We start from the raw sequence: 17056 nt of genomic DNA on the forward strand, positions 1-17056 counted from the left end.
GAAAATGCCCCCCAGGACTATATAGTTGATTTTTAGGAACATTAACGTCCCTAAAAATCCACCTTATTTCATAAAGCCTTTATAATGACGTTTAACTAGTTGGGATTCTAGCTGTTTCATCGTTTCGAGTGCAACCCCAACTACGATTAACAAACTTGTTCCGCCAATTTGTGCTGATTGCGGTAAATCCGCATACTTCACAAATAGCATCGGCATGATTGAAATAATAGCTAAGAATATAGCTCCAACAAATGTTAAACGATACAAGACGCTAGTTAAATAGTTTTGTGTATTGATCCCTGGACGAATTCCAGGAATATACGCACCTTGCTTTTTCAAATTGTCTGCTACATTTTCTGGGTTCACTTGAATGAACGCATAGAAGTAAGTAAAAGCAATGATCAAAGCAATATAAATTGTCATACCAATAGGTTGTGTATAATCTAATGCTCTCGTAATAGCATCGGTAGTGTTATTCTGACCGAAGAATAAAACGATTGACTGAGGCGCCATAAGAAACGCTGATGCAAAGATTACCGGGATTACTCCCGCAGCATTAACTTTTAAAGGTAAGTGAGTCTGTTGACCGCCTGTTTGAGCAGCACCAGAAACACGTTTCGCATATTGAATTGGAATTTTACGCAACGCTTGTTGAACGTAAATTACTCCAACTGTTACTGCGATAATCGCCAATAAAAGTAGAATGATGATTACTATATTGATAAACAGTGCATCTCCTGCACCTTCAATTTGTTGCGCATACACTTGGTTAACTGCGTTTGGAATGGCAGCAGCAATACCAGCGAAGATAATAATAGATATACCATTACCAACACCTTTAGCGGTAATTTGCTCTCCTAACCACATTAAAAATGCAGTTCCGGCTGTCAAAACAAGTGCAATAACTAAGTATGTCAATATACCGTCATCTTTTATTAAAGAACCACTATACATACGGTTGAAACCGTAAGACATAGCAATTGCTTGAACAAAAGCTAACACAATTGTGAAGTATCGAGTGAATTGTGCAAGTTTCCGTCTTCCGACTTCTCCTTGTTTTGCCCACTCAGTAAACTTCGGAACAACATCCATTTGTAGTAATTGTACTATGATGGATGCAGTGATGTAAGGCATGATACCCATTGCTAAAATAGAAAAGTTAGCAAGGGCTCCGCCACCGAATGTATTAAGGAAACCAATCAAACCCATTTGGTCTGTTTGTTTTAATACATCAGCATCAACGTAAGGTACTGGAACAAATGTCCCAATACGGAAGACGATTAACATCAATAAAGTAAAAATGATTTTATTTCTTATATCTCTAACACGCATAAAGTTGGAGATTGTCTGAAACATTAAACCACCTCTGTTGATCCGCCAGCGTTCTCAATTGCTTCTTTTGCTGATGCAGAGAATTTATGAGCTCTTACAGTTAACTTTTTACCAAGAGTTCCATTACCTAGAATCTTGATACCAGATTTCTCACTGCTCACAACACCTGTTTCTATTAATAGAGCAGGTGTAACTTCTGTGCCGTCTTCGAAACGATTTAATGTGTCAAGGTTCACAATTGCGAATTCTTTACGATTAATGTTCGTAAATCCACGTTTTGGTAAACGACGGAATAACGGGTTTTGACCGCCCTCAAATCCTGGACGAACGCCTCCGCCTGAACGAGCGTTTTGACCTTTATGACCTTTACCTGATGTTTTACCAGTTCCAGACCCGATTCCACGTCCGATACGCTTGCGCGAAGAACGAGAACCTTCTGATGGCTTTAACTCATGAAGTTTCATATGGTGGCACCTCCTTATTCTTAAAATAAAACTTATATTTCTTTAGTTGTTACTAGATGAGCTACTTTTTTAACCATGCCACGAATAGCGACATTGTCTTGATGCTCAACTGTTTGATGCATTTTACGTAATCCAAGAGCTTCTACTGTTTTGCGTTGAGTTGGTTTAGTACCAATCAAGCTTCTAGTCAGGGTAATTTCTAGTTTAGTTGCCATTGTAATTTCCCCCCCTTATCCTAACAGTTCTTCTACTGATTTACCACGCAATTTAGCAACGTCTTCAGCACGTTTTAACTGAGTTAAACCTTGTACTGTAGCACGTACCATGTTAATTGGTGTATTAGAACCAAGTGATTTAGAAAGAATATCTGTAATACCAGCTAATTCAAGTACTGCACGAACTGGTCCACCAGCAATAACTCCTGTACCAGGCGCTGCAGGTTTAACTAGAATAGAACCGGCACCAAAATGTCCTACAACTAAATGAGGAGTAGTCCCTTTAACTCTTGGTACTTCTATTAAGTTTTTCTTCGCGTCTTCAACAGCTTTACGGATAGCATCTGGAACTTCTTGTGCTTTACCAGTACCAAATCCTACATGTCCATCTTTGTCACCGACAACTACTAATGCAGTAAAACGGAAACGACGTCCACCTTTTACAACTTTAGCAACACGGTTGATCGTTACTACGCGTTCTTCAAGTTCAAGTTTGTTTGGGTCAATACCACGCATGAAATATGTCCCTCCTTCTTCTTAAAATTCTAAGCCGTTTTCACGTGCAGCTTCAGCTAACGCTTTAACACGTCCATGATATAAGTAACCGCCACGGTCAAATACAACAGATTTGATGTTTTTTTCTGTAGCGCGTTTTGCGATTGTTTCACCGATCAATTTAGCAGCTTCTACATTTCCAGCTGTTCCATTGAAATCTTTATCCATAGTGGATGCACTTGCGATTGTAACACCTTGAGTATCATCAATCAGTTGTGCGTATAAATGTTTATTAGAACGGAATACATTTAAACGAGGACGTTCAGTAGTACCCGTGATTTTTGTACGAACACGTACATGACGTCTCTTACGAACTTGATTTTTGTCTTGTTTCGTAATCACAGTGGTCACTCCTTTCTAATGCGAAAAGCATTATTTACCTGTTTTACCTTCTTTACGGCGTACAACTTCGCCTTCATAACGAATACCTTTACCTTTATACGGCTCTGGTGGACGAACTTGACGAATGTTAGATGCTAAAGCACCAACACGTTCTTTATCAATACCGCGAATGATAATTTTTGTATTTGCAGGAACTTCAACTACTAGTCCGTCTTCAGGAGTGAACTCAACTGGATGTGAGTACCCTACATTAAGTACAAGTTTAGTTCCTTGTAATTGTGCACGGTAACCTACCCCAACTAATTCAAGTGCACGTTCAAATCCTTGAGAAACACCCGTGATCATGTTAGCTAGCAAAGCGCGAGTTGTACCATGAATCGTACGGTGCTCTTTTGAATCCGAAGGGCGTACTAAAGTTATTACAGTACCTTCTTGCTCAATTTTAATATCTTGGTTAAAAGATTTTGTTAATTCACCTTTTGGTCCTTTTACAACTACTGTGTTTTCAGCGCTAACTGTTACAGTAACTTCTGCAGGAACCTCTATTGGTTTTTTACCTACTCGAGACATTTTGTTGCACCTCCATTCGTTTGTTGATTATTACCAAACGTAAGCTACGATTTCTCCGCCAACTTGTTTAGCGCGAGCTTCTTTATCTGTTAATAAACCATTTGAAGTAGAAACTAAAGCGATTCCTAAACCGTTCAATACTTTAGGTACTTCGTTTGTTTTAGCGTAAACGCGTAGACCAGGTTTTGAAATACGTTTCAAACCAGTAATAACGCGCTCGTCATTTTGACCATATTTTAAGAAGATACGGATGATACCTTGTTTGCTATCTTCTACATATTCAACATCACGGATGAAACCTTCGCGTTTTAAAATCTCCGCGATTTCCTTTTTCAGGTTTGAAGCAGGAACTTCTAATTTCTCGTGACGAACCATGTTAGCATTACGAATGCGTGTAAGCATATCTGCAATTGGATCTGACATTGTCATTACATTTACCTCCTTCCCAGTTATAGGGGATTACCAGCTTGCTTTTTTAACGCCAGGAATTTGTCCCTTGTATGCAAGTTCACGGAAACAAATACGGCAAAGCTTGAATTTACGATATACAGAGTGCGGACGTCCACAACGCTCACAGCGTGTGTATGCTTGCACTTGGAACTTTGGCGTACGTTGTTGTTTAACGATCATTGATTTTTTAGCCACGTTTTCGCCTCCCTTATTTTACTTTTGGAATGGCATACCGAATTGTGTTAATAACTCGCGAGCTTCTTCGTCAGAATTCGCAGTTGTTACAATTACGATGTCCATACCGCGTACTTTCGAAACTTTATCATAATCGATTTCAGGGAAGATCAATTGCTCTTTGATTCCTAGAGTGTAGTTACCGCGACCGTCGAATGCTTTTTTAGAAACACCACGGAAGTCACGTACACGCGGAAGAGAAATAGCGATTAATTTATCCAAGAAGTCATACATACGTTCTCCACGTAGAGTGACTTTTGTACCGATTGGCATACCTTCACGTAGACGGAATGTAGCGATCGATTTTTTAGCTTTCGTAACTACAGGTTTTTGTCCTGAAATAATTTGTAATTCCTCAACAGCTGCGTCAAGCGCTTTTGTATTAGAAACAGCATCACCAACACCCATGTTGATAACAATTTTATCAACTTTAGGTACTTGCATTACTGATTTATATTCAAATTTGCTCATTAGAGCAGGAGAAACTTCCTTAAGATACTTTTCTTTTAGGCGGTTCATGTGTGTACCTCCCTTCTCTTTACTTATTTAATAATTTCACCGGATTTTTTCGCAACACGAACTTTTTTGCCATCTTCCACTTTAGAACCTACGCGAGTCGGCTCGCCGGTTTTAGGGTCAATTAACATAACATTCGATACGTGGATTGCAGCCTCGTGGCTTACAATTCCTCCTTGCGGATTAGCTTGGTTTGGCTTCATATGTTTTTTGATGATGTTTACACCTTCAACTAACACACGGTCTTTCTTAGGAAAAGCAGTAAGAACAACACCTGTTTTACCTTTGTCTTTACCTGAGATTACCATTACTTTGTCGCCTTTTTTAACATGCATTCTTGTCGCACCTCCTTGATTGGCACTTTCATGTAAATTAAAGAACTTCTGGAGCTAATGAAACGATTTTCATAAAGTTGCTGTCGCGTAATTCACGAGCAACTGGTCCGAAGATACGAGTTCCACGCGGGCCTTTATCATCTTTGATAATAACGCAAGCATTTTCATCAAATTTGATATAAGTTCCGTCTTTACGGCGTACGCCGCTTTTAGTGCGAACGATTACAGCTTTAACGACGTCACCCTTCTTGACAACGCCACCTGGTGTTGCTTTCTTAACTGTACATACGACGATATCGCCGATATTAGCAGTCTTACGTCCAGTACCACCAAGTACTTTAATAGTTAAAACTTCGCGTGCACCTGAGTTGTCAGCAACTTTCATACGAGTTTCTTGTTGGATCACTTAGGTAACCTCCCTTCGGAATATATTAGTTCCGAACTTATTATTAGATAATAACCGCTTTTTCTACAACTTCCAATAGGCGGAAACGTTTAGTAGCTGATAGCGGACGAGTTTCCATGATACGGACGATATCTCCGATTTGGGCTTCGTTCTGCTCATCATGAGCTTTAAATTTCTTAGAATACTTAACACGTTTACCGTATAACTTGTGTTTTTTATGAGTTTCAATTAAAACAGAAATTGTTTTATCCATTTTATCTGATACCACACGGCCAGTGTATACTTTGCGTTGATTACGCTCAGTCATGCCAGAAAACCTCCTTTATCAGTTGTTTGCACTGATTTCTCTTTCACGAACCACAGTTTTCATACGCGCGATCGCTTTACGAACTTCGCGAATGCGAGCTGTGTTTTCTAATTGACCAGTCGCCAATTGGAAGCGTAGGTTGAAAAGCTCTTCTTTCAGTGATTTTACCTTTTGTTCTATTTCTGCAGTAGTAAGGTCACGGATGTCATTAGCTTTCATTAGATTCACCACCAATTTCTTGACGTTTGATTATTTTACATTTAATCGGAAGCTTATGTGATGCTAATCTCAATGCTTCACGAGCAACTTCTTCAGAAACGCCAGCTATTTCAAACATAATTTTTCCAGGTTTTACAACTGCTACCCATCCTTCAGGAGCACCTTTACCTGAACCCATACGTACCTCAAGAGGCTTTTTCGTATAAGGTTTGTGAGGGAATATTTTAATCCATACTTTACCGCCACGTTTCATGTAACGTGTCATTGCAATACGGGCTGCTTCAATTTGACGACTTGTGATCCAGCTTGCTTCAGTTGCTTGTAAACCAAACTCACCGAATGCTATTTCTTTGCCGCCTTTTGCTTCACCACGCATTTTCCCACGGTGTTCACGACGATATTTAACGCGTTTAGGCATTAACATATTATTTGCCTCCTTCCTCAGAGTTCTTCTTAACTGGAAGGACTTCACCACGATAGATCCATACTTTAACGCCAAGCTTACCATAAGTTGTGTCAGCTTCAGCATGTGCATAATCAATGTCAGCACGTAATGTATGAAGTGGTACAGTTCCTTCGCTGTAATGTTCAGCACGAGCAATGTCAGCGCCGCCTAAGCGTCCAGATACTTGAGTTTTAATACCTTTAGCGCCAGAACGCATTGTGCGTTGAATTGCTTGTTTTTGAGCACGACGGAAAGATACGCGCCCTTCTAGTTGGCGTGCAATACTTTCTGCTACTAATTTAGCATCTAAGTCAGCTCGTTTTATTTCAACAATATTTATGTGTACACGTTTACCAGTTAAATCGTTCAAGTGCTTGCGAAGTGCTTCCACTTCCGTACCACCTTTACCGATTACCATACCTGGTTTAGCTGTGTGAATTGAAACATTAACACGTTTTGCAGCGCGTTCGATTTCTACAGTAGAAACAGAAGCTTCTTTCAAACGAGTTTCGATGTACTTACGGATTTTCAAGTCTTCGTGTAGTAGAGTTGCATAGTCTTTACCAGCGTACCATTTTGACTCCCAGTCACGAATGATGCCTACTCGTAATCCTATAGGATGTACTTTTTGACCCACGAATTATCCCTCCTTCTTCTCTGATACCACGATTGTGATGTGGCTAGTACGTTTGTTAATAGCACTTGCACGTCCCATAGCACGTGGGCGGAAACGTTTTAATGTTGGACCTTCATCAACAAAGACTTCAGAAACAACTAGGTTATTTACATCTAAATCATAATTGTGCTCAGCGTTGGCAACTGCGGATTTTAATACCTTTTCAACTACAGGCGATGCTGCTTTTGGAGTAAGTTTTAAAATTGCAACTGCTTCACCGATTTGCTTACCTCTGATTAAATCAACGACTAATCTTACTTTACGAGGGGCAATGCGCACTGTTTTAGCAATAGCTTTTGCTTGTGACATTTTAATGACCTCCTCTCAAATTAGCGTCTTGTTTTCTTATCATCAGAACCATGACTACCTATAGCGCGTGTTGGTGCAAACTCGCCAAGTTTATGACCTACCATATCTTCAGTTACGTATACAGGAACATGTTTGCGTCCGTCATATACAGCGATTGTTAACCCGATAAAAGTAGGGAAAATTGTAGAACGGCGAGACCAAGTCTTAATCACTTGTTTTTTCTCAGAGTCCTTTTGTGCATCGACCTTCTTAATTAGATGATCGTCTGCGAAAGGTCCTTTTTTCAAGCTACGACCCATGCTGAAACCTCCCTCCGTGATGACACCACGGTTCTATCTGCGAACCGTAGTAAGACCACTTTATTTTTTACGACGACGAATGATAAGTTTGTCGGATTTGTTTTTCTTGTTACGAGTTTTGTATCCAAGAGTTGGTTTACCCCATGGAGACATTGGTGACTTACGACCGATTGGAGTTTTACCTTCACCACCACCATGTGGGTGATCGTTCGGGTTCATTACTGATCCACGTACAGTTGGGCGTTTACCTAACCAACGATTACGACCAGCTTTACCAATGTTCACAAGTTCGTGTTGTTCGTTTCCTACTTCACCGATAGTTGCACGGCAAACACCTAGGATTAAACGAACTTCACCAGATTGTAAACGTACGATTACGTACTTACCTTCTTTACCAAGTAATTGAGCAGATGTACCAGCAGAACGAACTAACTGACCACCTTTACCAGGTTTCATTTCAATGTTATGGATAGTAGTACCCATTGGGATGTTTTGTAATGGAAGAGCGTTTCCTGCTTTGATATCAGCTTCTGGTCCTGACACGATTGTCATTCCCACTTCTAAGCCTTTAGGAGCTAGGATGTAACGTTTTTCCCCATCCGCATAATTAATTAATGCGATATTCGCAGTACGGTTTGGATCATATTCAATAGTAGCAACGCGTCCTGGTATACCATCTTTATTTCGTTTGAAATCAATGATACGGTATTGACGCTTATGTCCACCACCATGATGACGAACAGTAATTTTACCTTGATTGTTACGGCCGCCTTTACGTTTCACAGGAGCAAGTAGAGATTTCTCTGGCTTGTCAGTTGTGATTTCAGCGTAATCTAATGAAGTCATGTTACGACGTCCGTTTGTCGTTGGTTTATACTTTCTAATCGCCATGTTATTCCCTCCTTCTTGATTATTAATTCCTTTTTATAAGGATTAGATTTCGAATAACTCGATTTCTTTACTTTCTAGAGTTAACGTAACAATAGCTTTACGACGCTTGTTCGTATACCCACCAAATTTACCTACGCGTTTGTATTTCCCTTTGTAGTTCATGATGTTAACTTTCTCAACATCTACTCCGAAAATTTCTTCAATTGCGTATTTAACTTGAGTTTTATTGGCACGAGTGTCCACTTCGAAAGTGTACTTTTTATCTGCCATTACTTCAGAAGAACGCTCGGTAATGACCGGACGTTTAATAATATCACGTGCTTCCATTATCCAAGCACCTCCTCTACTTTTTCTACTGCTGCTTTAGTCATTACAACTTTGTTATGACCGATTAAATCTAAAACGTTAATGCCTGTTGCAGACACTACTGTGATTCCAGGGATGTTACGAGCAGCTAATGCTACTGTTTCATCTAAATCAGCAGTTACGAATAACGCTTTTTTATCGATTGAAAGGTTAGATAACACTTTCACGAAGTCTTTTGTTTTTGGTGCATCAAATGCTAAACCTTCAAGTACTACGATACTTTCTTCACGAGCTTTTGTTGAAAGCGCTGAAAGAAGTGCTAAACGACGTACTTTTCTAGGTAATTTGAAGCTGTAACTACGTGGAGTTGGTCCGAAAACAACACCACCACCACGCCATTGTGGAGAGCGGATAGAACCTTGACGAGCACGTCCAGTTCCTTTTTGTTTCCATGGTTTACGTCCACCACCAGCAACTTCAGAACGGTTTTTCACTTTGTGATTACCTTGACGAAGTGAAGCGCGTTGAGAAATGATAGCGTCAAATAAGACAGATTCATTTGGTTCGATACCGAAAATTTTATCGTTCAATTCGATTTCGCCAACTGAAGTTCCTGCTTGATTGAATAATGATACTTTTGCCATTCCTGTTTCCTCCTTTCTTTAGAGAATTATTTCGATTTAATAGCAGCTTTAACTACTACTAATGATTTACGAGAACCAGGAACATTACCTTTTACTAATAATAGGTTACGTTCAGCATCCACTCTTACGATTTCTAAGTTTTGGATTGTTACTGTATGTCCACCCATTTGACCAGGTAATTTCTTTTGTTTGAATACACGGTTCGGAGCAACTGGCCCCATTGAACCTGGACGACGGTGGTAACGAGATCCATGGGCCATTGGTCCACGAGATTGTCCGTGGCGTTTAATAACACCTTGGAAACCTTTACCTTTAGTAGTACCTGTTACATCAATTACATCGCCTTCTGTAAAACTTTCTACCTTGACTTCTTGACCAACTTCGTAATTAGCTGTATCCAAGCCGCTGAATTCGCGGATGAAGCGCTTAGGAGCAGTGCTTGCTTTAGCTACGTGCCCTTTCGCAGGTTTGTTAGAAAGCTTTTCGCGCTTGTCTTCAAAACCTAACTGAATAGCTTCGTAACCGTCTGTTTCAACTGTTTTCTTTTGAAGTACTACGTTTGGAGTAGCTTCAATAACAGTTACAGGGATTAAGTCACCGTTCTCAGCAAATACTTGCGTCATACCGATTTTTCTACCTAAGATTCCTTTGGTCATCCGTCACACCTCCTATAATAATTTGTGTTTTTTATTTTTTACCATTAAAGTTTGATTTCAATATCAACGCCAGATGGTAAATCAAGCTTCATTAACGCATCAACAGTTTGTGGTGTTGGGTTAACGATATCGATAAGACGTTTATGCGTACGCATTTCGAATTGCTCACGAGAATCTTTATACTTATGAACAGCACGAAGAATCGTATAAACAGATCTTTCAGTCGGAAGTGGAATCGGACCCGATACACTTGCACCTGAACGTTTAGCAGTTTCCACAATTTTCTCAGCAGATTGATCCAGAATTCTATGATCATACGCTTTTAAACGGATACGAATTTTTTGTTTTGCCATTACTTTCCCTCCTTTTCGCCTATTTTCTAGACATTCTCCACGAAAATTTTCCGTACACTCGCCATGGCAAAGCGGCCGGGTGTGTCGGTAACCTCTCGCTTCATCGCAGTCAAAGACCAACATTCAACATTATACACATTAAAAAAATATTTCGCAAGTGTTTTTTACGAAATTATTTTTAAAGTTATAACCGCATTACTTTTCTATAATACTTATGTTTTTCTAAGCCGTTTTCTAGTATATAAAATTCTAGTGAAAATAGCAACTGTTAACCATAATAATATATACGCAACACGCATACTCTTCTGCAAGCTCTTTAAAGTTACTATAACAAAAAGGGGTATCTCTTCTATAGAGATATCCCTTTCTAGTTATTACTATAGAACAAACACAACTGCAATCCATCCGAAAAGCACGAGCGGAATATTATATGCAACAAACGTGGGAACACAAGTATCCCATATATGGTTATGCTGTCCATCTACATTCAATCCTGCAGTTGGGCCAAGCGTTGAGTCAGAAGCAGGTGACCCGGCATCACCTAAAGCACCTGCTGTGCCTATTAATGCAATTGTTGCTAATGGACTTAATCCAAGTTCCATTGCAAGCGGTACAAAGATGGCAGCTATTATAGGGATAGTAGCAAATGATGAACCGATCCCCATCGTTACAACCAAGCCTACTATTAACATAATCAGCACTGCTATACTCACATTACCCTGTAGTAATCCCGAAGATGCTTCTACAAGACTTTCTACATGCCCCGTAGCATTAATAACCGCTGCAAATCCATTTGCTGTGATCATAACGAATCCTACAAAGGCCATCATACGCATGCCTTCAGTGAGAAGTACATCCGCTTCTTTCCTTTTTAATGCACCACTGACATAAAGGACAACGATACCAGCAAGCGCTCCGGCAATCATAGAATCGGTTTCAACTTGAACTGTCAAAGCCGCAAGCAAAGAAATAATAGTAAAAACTATACTACTTTTCTTTACATCTACTTTTAGATCATTCACTTCTACTTCTTGCTGCTTATAACTTCTGGGTTTCCGAAACAAAACAAATGCCATTACAAGTCCAAATACCATTCCTAGAGCTGGAACTGCCATCGCCTTAGGAATATCGCTTAAAGCTATTTCTAATCCTGATAACCCCATCTGTGTAGCAACGATGTCTTGATAAATTGCACCAAACCCGTATGGCAAAAACATATACGGGGTAATTAAACCGAAAGCTAAAATACAAGCTATCAATCTTCGATCCACTTGCAACATATTTAACACTTTTAAGATGGGTGGTACCAGTAATGGGATGAAGGCAATATGAATCGGAATTAAGTTCTGCGAGAATACAGCCATCATAAGTAACAACAAGAATACTAAAGCTTTCACTAGCCCTACTTTATTGGAGTCTCCTTTACTCTTTACTAACTTCAAGATGGCTAACACTAATAACTCAGGTATACCAGTCTTGGAGATAGCGATGGCAAAGCCTCCTAGTAACGCATAGCTAAGTGCTATGGTCGCCCCAGCTCCTAACCCACCTGTAAATGCATCAATGGTTTCCGCAACGGATAAACCGGCTGTAAGGCCTCCTACAAGGGCCCCTATAATTAAGGAGAATACTACGTTGATACGAAGTAAACTCAATACTAACATGACTATTACCGCTATTAAGACAGCATTCAATTTTACCACTCACTTTCACGCACTAGATTACTAATAGGTAGAAGTTTATATTTTTTTAATGAAAATGTCAATAGATTATATAATAATCTAAATCACTTTTAAAACTAACCTTGTCGGAATGAACAATTCTATCTCCTGAGCACAAACCTGTACTAATAAAATATTACTCATTCAATATCTATGAAAAACTCTATGCAAAAACAAAAGCCTGACCTCCAAATGGAAATCAAGCTTTTGTATTATAAGGCTGCTTCTACTACCTTTCGATAATAACCTGCTGAAAGAATCGCAAAGATGGAGTAAAGAACAATATATATACCCATTGTGATTAATAAGGGAGCAACCAACTCGGTGCCAAATAAAATCCAACCCGATTTTACTGCAAAATAACTATGTGCTAAGCCTATTATTAATGGAAAACCGAAGTTAAACAACTGCTTACGTCGGATCCCTCTCATAATCTCATTAGTAGTAAAGCCCATTTTGCGTAAAATTTTATAGGTTCCTTTTTCTTCATCCGCCTCAGACATTTGTTTAAAGTACAGAATACTACCTGTAGCTATTAAAAACGCTAAGCCTAAAAATCCACTTATAAAAATGGTCATTCCAAGTGAATCTAACATATTTATGCGATAATCTTCCTGTGATTGTACACTGACTGTGTTTGTTGCTCGATCATTACCTGGAATTGGCATTTCCACTGACACTTTATTTGCTTCAAATACTTCTTGCGCCTTTATTAATTGATTTTCTTCCTTCAAATCCATACCAACTATTTTTTGGTTCTTAGTAAGAGGGTCATTAAGTAGCTTCTGAAAATAGGTGTCTGACACTACGACTGTAAAAAAACCAAAATAGTGATAATCAGGTATTAGTCTATCCTCTATAACTTCCTTAATAAATATTTCACCTTTACCTGTAGAAGTATTAAACTGTATAGGTTTTTGTCCTTCTATTCTTATGTTTTCTGCGCTCAAACTATCGTAACCTATTATATAACCTTCCTCTTCTTGTAATTGAAGATTAGGAAGCTTTTTTTGAATTGCCTTTAGGCTAACAACTTGTACACCTAACTCGGTGGATAAAGTTTTATCTAACGCAGCTTTCTTGATCAATAAAGTACGGACATCTGATGGAACCGCTAGTATGTCAATATCATACCTAGTATATTGAATTCCTTCTTTATCAAATTCTCCAACCATTTCAAAACCAGTATCCTCATACATTATAAAATCATAAGGTACTGCTTGATTCGCTACTGAGTCCGTTGAATAGTAGGAGATGTAGGTTAATGTTAATATTGCTAGCGTAGTCGCGGACAATACTGTAATAGTAGTCAGAGACATCGCATTGGCTTTCATTCGATGCATGATCGTTGATAACGATAATACATCTTGAATAGATAGCAAACCTTTTTTACTTTTTCTTATAAGGTTTAGGATTAACGCTACCGAAAATCGAAATACAAAATAGGTTCCACCAACCGTTAAAGCAAGTATAGAAACCATTTTGAATAACAGTATATTGGCAGAAGGTAAGTTATCCAAGTCTAATAGTGTCGTCGATAAATAGTAGCCATACCCTATAGAAATCAACCCTACAAATCCTAAAAACATCTGAAAGGCATTAAACTTTTTGACCCTTTCATCTGCGACTGCGGTTGTTGTAATTAGAGCTAGTAGAGTTACTCTTTTAATTCTTATTGCGGTTTGCAAAATTACTATCAATAAAAGTACCGAGAAAACAACTACAGTAACCATTAACGCTTCCATAGAAAATGAGAGCTCTACAAATACATCCTTTTCTACTATTTTTAAGAGTATCATTACAAATATTCTTGAGGTAAGTAAACCTACTAATACACCAATGACAATAGCACTGAACCAAAGAATAATATTCTCAATTGCTATTAGTCTAGCCACTAAGCTTTTGGACATGCCGACTAGCTGGTATAAACCAATTTCCTTGCTCCGTCTATTCATGAAGAGCTTATTAGCATAGAGTACAAAGAAAGTTACGATAAATAATAATAAATAGGAAGCTGCTTTTAATGCAGCTGAAGATCTACCAGTACCGATTTCATTAACGATTGCTGGATTGTACTGTAAAGTGACAAAAGAATAATATAATGAAACACTGAATACTAAAGCAAAAACATAGAGATAATAACTCTTTATATTTTTCCTCATACTTCTTAAAACCAATTGATTAAGCGTCATAGCCATCACCACTCAATACACCTTGGGTATTCATGATCTCTTGGAAAAATTGTTTGCGATCCTTGTCACCCTTATACAACTCAGAATATATCTGTCCGTCCTTTAAAAATAGAACACGTGAGCAAAAGCTTGCCGCTACAGAGTCGTGTGTTACCATCATAATCGTGACTTTCTTTTCTTTGTTTATTTTTTCCAAATTACTTAACAATGCAGTAGCAGATTTGGAATCTAGAGCTCCAGTTGGCTCATCTGCAAATACAATAGAAGGATTACCGACTAGTGCCCTTGCCGCAGATGTTCTTTGCTTTTGTCCACCAGATATCTCATTAGGGTATTTGTTTAATATATCTTCAATTCCTAAAAGAGCTGTAATCTCCCTTATCTTGTCCTCCCCCTCGCTCTTAGAGGTTTTTCCTACAGATAATGGAAGATAAATATTTTCTTTAACTGTTAGCGTATCCAACAAATTATAATCCTGAAAGATAAAACCAAGCTGTTCTCTTCTAAATTTGGAAAGCTTCTGTTCTTTCATTTTTTGAAGATTATTATTGTTAATCTCAATTATTCCAGATGTAACTTTATCAATTGAAGCTAAGACATTTAATAGGGTTGTTTTCCCTGAGCCCGAAGGTCCCATAATCCCAACAAATTCCCCTTCTCGTACTTCTATGTCAATATCCTTTAACACTTCCTGAGTATTGGATTTTTTACCAAATACTTTTTTAATCTTTCGACCTCGTAAAATAACCATGGTCTACCTCCTACCTTTTATTAACTTCATTTTACCCATTATTTCAAGATTAATCGTTCGTTTTAGGTGACAAACAAAGAAAGTAGATGACATTTTCGTCACCTACCTAGTATTTCTTGCATCTCATTTTGTATGGGGAATTGTAAGGAAAAGGTAGAACCAACACCTATCTCCGAAGTAACGTTTATATTAATCCCAAGTTTTTCCGCAGAATTCTTAGCTAAGTATAGCCCCATTCCAGTTGAGGCAGCACTTTCTCTTCCAACCCTACCGGTAAAGGACTTTTCAAAAATTCTAGGCAAGTCCGCTTGCGATATTCCTACCCCTTCGTCTTTTATAGAAAGGACTAGATGACCCAAATTGTCTATTGTTGTACTTATATGAATTTCTTTGTGCTCTTTGCTATATTTCACAGCATTTGATACGATCTGCCTTACAATAAATGCTAGCCACTTGTGATCAGTAAGTGTTGTTTTATCTAACCCTTCTGTTTCAAATCCAATATTCCGTTGCATACACCACGGCTTCAATTCTTTAATTTCCCGGAATATAACTTTTTGCAGATTTACTTTTTCTATAACGTTATCTTTCTCAATAAATGGTAGTCGTGTTTTATGAAGTTGTTGGTCTAATAGCATATGCATTCTAAGCCATTCTACTTCTAGTTGTTTCTTAAGGATCGAATCTTCTACATTATCTATCATTAGCTTCATACTCGTAAGCGGTGTTTTCATCTCATGTATCCAAGAAAGGGTCTGGTCCTTTTCTTCTAGAAAAAGTATATGGGAACCATTGAGCTCATGTTTTCCTGATTGAATAATTTCTTGTATCTCATCCATCATCATCTTATCAAAAAGGGATTGTCCGTCAGGTAGTCTAGCTATAAGCTGATCGAACGTCGAATCACCACGATTGACCTTTAATACATTTTTAATAAACTTTGTTTCCCTAAAATACCTCCATAAAAAGAATACTAAAAATAAAAGTAGATTAGTACTATTCATATATAGAATAGAAGTATTAGTAAAGTTCACGTCTAATGTAAGGAGAATATTTAACCATAGCTGTAGAAAACTAAAAAATAAAATCCAAGCTGATCGTTCTTTTATATATAATAGAAACAGCCTCATAGCCCCTCCTTTGTTATTGCTATATAACCTAATCCCTTTTTGGTCACGATGACTTCTTCCAACCCAATTTGCTCTAGTTTTAAGCGCAATCTATTAACGTTTACAGAAAGTGTATTGTCATTCACAAACTTTTCGTCATCCCATAATCTTCTCATAAGCTCATCTCTTGAAACAATTTTATCTAAAGACTGAACTAACACTCTTAGGATAAACAACTCATTTTTAGTAAGTTCAACCTCTTGATCTTCTCTGGAAATAGCGCTTCTAGAATAATCAATGATAGCATTATTCCAATGGACAATATCTAATTGCTCATCCCCATAATCATAAGTTCTTCGAAGTATTGCTTGGATTTTAGCCAATAACACTTCCATATTAAAAGGTTTTTGTACAAAATCATCTGCACCCATTTGCATTGCCATAATCATGTCCATTGGATGATCTCTAGATGAAAGAAAAATAATAGGAACTTTCGAGTGTCGACGAATTTCTCGGCACCAATGAAAACCATCATATGCTGGAAGTTGAATATCTATAATAACCAACTGTGGTTTCTCTTCTAAAAAAGTAGGAAGTATTTGCTGGAAATTAATTGGGCCAATTACTTCAAATGACCAATGAAGAAAATGATCTTTTATCAAATTGAATATAGAAATATCATCTTCTATTAACAAAATTTTTTGCATTTTATACACCCCTTTACTCAGTGTACACAATTTTAGGCATAAAAAAAACCAT

General features: G+C 38.1%; 27 protein-coding genes. All 27 read right to left on the minus strand.

What is annotated here, in order from left to right:
• Positions 1-63 precede the first annotated feature (63 nt).
• Positions 64-1356, minus strand: coding sequence for a preprotein translocase subunit SecY (secY, locus tag BM260_RS13315; protein WP_093537846.1), 1293 nt, complete (start codon positions 1354-1356; stop codon positions 64-66).
• A complete protein-coding gene (gene rplO, locus BM260_RS13320) occupies positions 1356-1796 on the minus strand; it encodes a 50S ribosomal protein L15 (RefSeq protein WP_093537847.1) in 441 nt (146 codons plus the stop codon). The genes secY and rplO overlap by 1 nt, the downstream gene beginning before the upstream one ends.
• A 32-nt stretch (positions 1797-1828) precedes the next feature.
• Positions 1829-2011, minus strand: a complete 183-nt coding sequence (gene rpmD, locus BM260_RS13325) for a 50S ribosomal protein L30 (protein ID WP_093537848.1) — start codon at positions 2009-2011, stop codon at positions 1829-1831.
• A gap of 15 nt (positions 2012-2026) precedes the next feature.
• Complete coding sequence (gene rpsE, locus BM260_RS13330; RefSeq protein WP_093537849.1) at positions 2027-2527, minus strand: 30S ribosomal protein S5; 501 nt, start codon at positions 2525-2527, stop codon at positions 2027-2029.
• Between the two features lie 21 nt (positions 2528-2548).
• On the minus strand, positions 2549-2908 hold the full coding sequence (gene rplR / locus BM260_RS13335; protein ID WP_093537850.1) for a 50S ribosomal protein L18: 360 nt from the start codon (positions 2906-2908) through the stop codon (positions 2549-2551).
• A gap of 30 nt (positions 2909-2938) precedes the next feature.
• Positions 2939-3478, minus strand: coding sequence for a 50S ribosomal protein L6 (gene rplF / locus BM260_RS13340; protein ID WP_093537851.1), 540 nt, complete (start codon positions 3476-3478; stop codon positions 2939-2941).
• A 30-nt stretch (positions 3479-3508) separates the two neighbouring features.
• Entirely contained in the window at positions 3509-3907 is a 399-nt protein-coding gene (gene rpsH / locus BM260_RS13345; protein WP_090567854.1) for a 30S ribosomal protein S8, read from the minus strand.
• A gap of 30 nt (positions 3908-3937) precedes the next feature.
• A complete protein-coding gene (locus tag BM260_RS13350; RefSeq protein ID WP_093537852.1) occupies positions 3938-4123 on the minus strand; it encodes a type Z 30S ribosomal protein S14 in 186 nt (61 codons plus the stop codon).
• Between the two features lie 18 nt (positions 4124-4141).
• Complete coding sequence (rplE, locus tag BM260_RS13355) at positions 4142-4681, minus strand: 50S ribosomal protein L5 (protein ID WP_093537853.1); 540 nt, start codon at positions 4679-4681, stop codon at positions 4142-4144.
• Positions 4682-4704: 23 nt separating this feature from the next.
• Positions 4705-5013: a 50S ribosomal protein L24 gene (rplX, locus tag BM260_RS13360; RefSeq protein WP_090567845.1), complete on the minus strand. Its 309-nt coding sequence runs from the start codon at positions 5011-5013 to the stop codon at positions 4705-4707.
• Positions 5014-5050: 37 nt separating this feature from the next.
• Positions 5051-5419, minus strand: coding sequence for a 50S ribosomal protein L14 (rplN, locus tag BM260_RS13365; protein ID WP_053591327.1), 369 nt, complete (start codon positions 5417-5419; stop codon positions 5051-5053).
• A gap of 43 nt (positions 5420-5462) precedes the next feature.
• Complete coding sequence (gene rpsQ / locus BM260_RS13370; RefSeq protein ID WP_090567844.1) at positions 5463-5726, minus strand: 30S ribosomal protein S17; 264 nt, start codon at positions 5724-5726, stop codon at positions 5463-5465.
• Positions 5727-5744: 18 nt separating this feature from the next.
• Positions 5745-5945 (minus strand): 50S ribosomal protein L29, encoded by a 201-nt coding sequence (gene rpmC / locus BM260_RS13375; protein ID WP_093537854.1) that lies wholly within the window; start codon positions 5943-5945, stop codon positions 5745-5747.
• Positions 5935-6369, minus strand: a complete 435-nt coding sequence (rplP, locus tag BM260_RS13380) for a 50S ribosomal protein L16 (protein ID WP_093537855.1) — start codon at positions 6367-6369, stop codon at positions 5935-5937. Before rplP ends, rpmC begins: the two co-directional genes overlap by 11 nt.
• Position 6370: 1 nt before the next feature.
• Positions 6371-7027: a 30S ribosomal protein S3 gene (gene rpsC, locus BM260_RS13385; protein WP_093537856.1), complete on the minus strand. Its 657-nt coding sequence runs from the start codon at positions 7025-7027 to the stop codon at positions 6371-6373.
• 3 nt (positions 7028-7030) lie between these two features.
• Positions 7031-7375: a 50S ribosomal protein L22 gene (rplV, locus tag BM260_RS13390; protein WP_093537857.1), complete on the minus strand. Its 345-nt coding sequence runs from the start codon at positions 7373-7375 to the stop codon at positions 7031-7033.
• Between the two features lie 20 nt (positions 7376-7395).
• Positions 7396-7674: a 30S ribosomal protein S19 gene (gene rpsS, locus BM260_RS13395; RefSeq protein WP_093537858.1), complete on the minus strand. Its 279-nt coding sequence runs from the start codon at positions 7672-7674 to the stop codon at positions 7396-7398.
• 60 nt (positions 7675-7734) lie between these two features.
• Positions 7735-8565, minus strand: coding sequence for a 50S ribosomal protein L2 (rplB, locus tag BM260_RS13400; protein ID WP_093537859.1), 831 nt, complete (start codon positions 8563-8565; stop codon positions 7735-7737).
• A gap of 42 nt (positions 8566-8607) precedes the next feature.
• Positions 8608-8892, minus strand: coding sequence for a 50S ribosomal protein L23 (gene rplW, locus BM260_RS13405; protein WP_093537860.1), 285 nt, complete (start codon positions 8890-8892; stop codon positions 8608-8610).
• Positions 8892-9515: a 50S ribosomal protein L4 gene (rplD, locus tag BM260_RS13410; protein WP_093537861.1), complete on the minus strand. Its 624-nt coding sequence runs from the start codon at positions 9513-9515 to the stop codon at positions 8892-8894. Before rplD ends, rplW begins: the two co-directional genes overlap by 1 nt.
• A gap of 26 nt (positions 9516-9541) precedes the next feature.
• Positions 9542-10171 (minus strand): 50S ribosomal protein L3, encoded by a 630-nt coding sequence (gene rplC / locus BM260_RS13415; protein ID WP_093537862.1) that lies wholly within the window; start codon positions 10169-10171, stop codon positions 9542-9544.
• Between the two features lie 44 nt (positions 10172-10215).
• A complete protein-coding gene (gene rpsJ / locus BM260_RS13420; RefSeq protein WP_042478628.1) occupies positions 10216-10524 on the minus strand; it encodes a 30S ribosomal protein S10 in 309 nt (102 codons plus the stop codon).
• Between the two features lie 377 nt (positions 10525-10901).
• The gene (locus BM260_RS13425; protein ID WP_093537863.1) at positions 10902-12218 is read right to left on the minus strand and encodes a Na+/H+ antiporter family protein; all 1317 of its coding nucleotides are present in this window, start codon (positions 12216-12218) and stop codon (positions 10902-10904) included.
• A 239-nt stretch (positions 12219-12457) separates the two neighbouring features.
• Positions 12458-14407: an FtsX-like permease family protein gene (locus BM260_RS13430; protein WP_175496302.1), complete on the minus strand. Its 1950-nt coding sequence runs from the start codon at positions 14405-14407 to the stop codon at positions 12458-12460.
• Positions 14408-14426: 19 nt separating this feature from the next.
• Positions 14427-15188, minus strand: coding sequence for an ABC transporter ATP-binding protein (locus BM260_RS13435; protein ID WP_093537865.1), 762 nt, complete (start codon positions 15186-15188; stop codon positions 14427-14429).
• Positions 15189-15286: 98 nt separating this feature from the next.
• Positions 15287-16318 carry a sensor histidine kinase gene (locus BM260_RS13440; protein ID WP_245762732.1) on the minus strand — a complete coding sequence of 344 codons (1032 nt, stop codon included), beginning with the start codon at positions 16316-16318 and terminating at the stop codon, positions 15287-15289.
• Positions 16315-17004: a response regulator transcription factor gene (locus BM260_RS13445; RefSeq protein WP_093537866.1), complete on the minus strand. Its 690-nt coding sequence runs from the start codon at positions 17002-17004 to the stop codon at positions 16315-16317. Before BM260_RS13445 ends, BM260_RS13440 begins: the two co-directional genes overlap by 4 nt.
• Between the last annotated feature and the right edge of the window lie 52 nt (positions 17005-17056).

The organism is Psychrobacillus psychrotolerans (assembly GCF_900115805.1).
Taxonomy (GTDB): Bacteria; Bacillota; Bacilli; order Bacillales_A; family Planococcaceae; genus Psychrobacillus; species Psychrobacillus psychrotolerans.